Origin of the sequence: Rhodoferax ferrireducens (assembly GCF_003347515.1) — a bacterium.
Taxonomy (GTDB): domain Bacteria; phylum Pseudomonadota; class Gammaproteobacteria; order Burkholderiales; family Burkholderiaceae_C; genus Rhodoferax.
Genome location: NZ_QEII01000123.1, coordinates 1 through 255, shown reverse-complemented (window position 1 = coordinate 255; position 255 = coordinate 1). Strand labels below are relative to the sequence as shown.

General features: G+C 69.4%; 1 protein-coding gene. It reads left to right on the top strand.

Translation table 11 applies throughout. The features are described from left to right. Window positions 1–2: 2 nt before the first annotated feature. Window positions 3–255: aldehyde dehydrogenase family protein (locus C5P05_RS00540; RefSeq protein ID WP_232834270.1), on the top strand; the 253-nt coding region annotated here is incomplete at its 3' end.

The following is a 255-nucleotide window of genomic DNA, read 5'->3' as shown; positions in this document are numbered from 1 at the left end:
TGATCAACGGCCAGTGGCTGGCCGGCAGCAGCCGCTTTGACATCCTCGACCCCGCCACCGGGCAGAAGCTGGCCGACGTCGCCAACCTCGGCCCCAGGGAGGCCGAGGCGGCGATTGCCGCCGCCAACGCCGCCTGGCCGGCCTGGAAAGCCAAGACCGCCAAGGAGCGCAGCATCATCCTGCGCAAGTGGTTCGACCTGCTGATGGCGAACCAGGAGGACCTGGGCCGCATCATGACCGCCGAGCAGGGCAAGC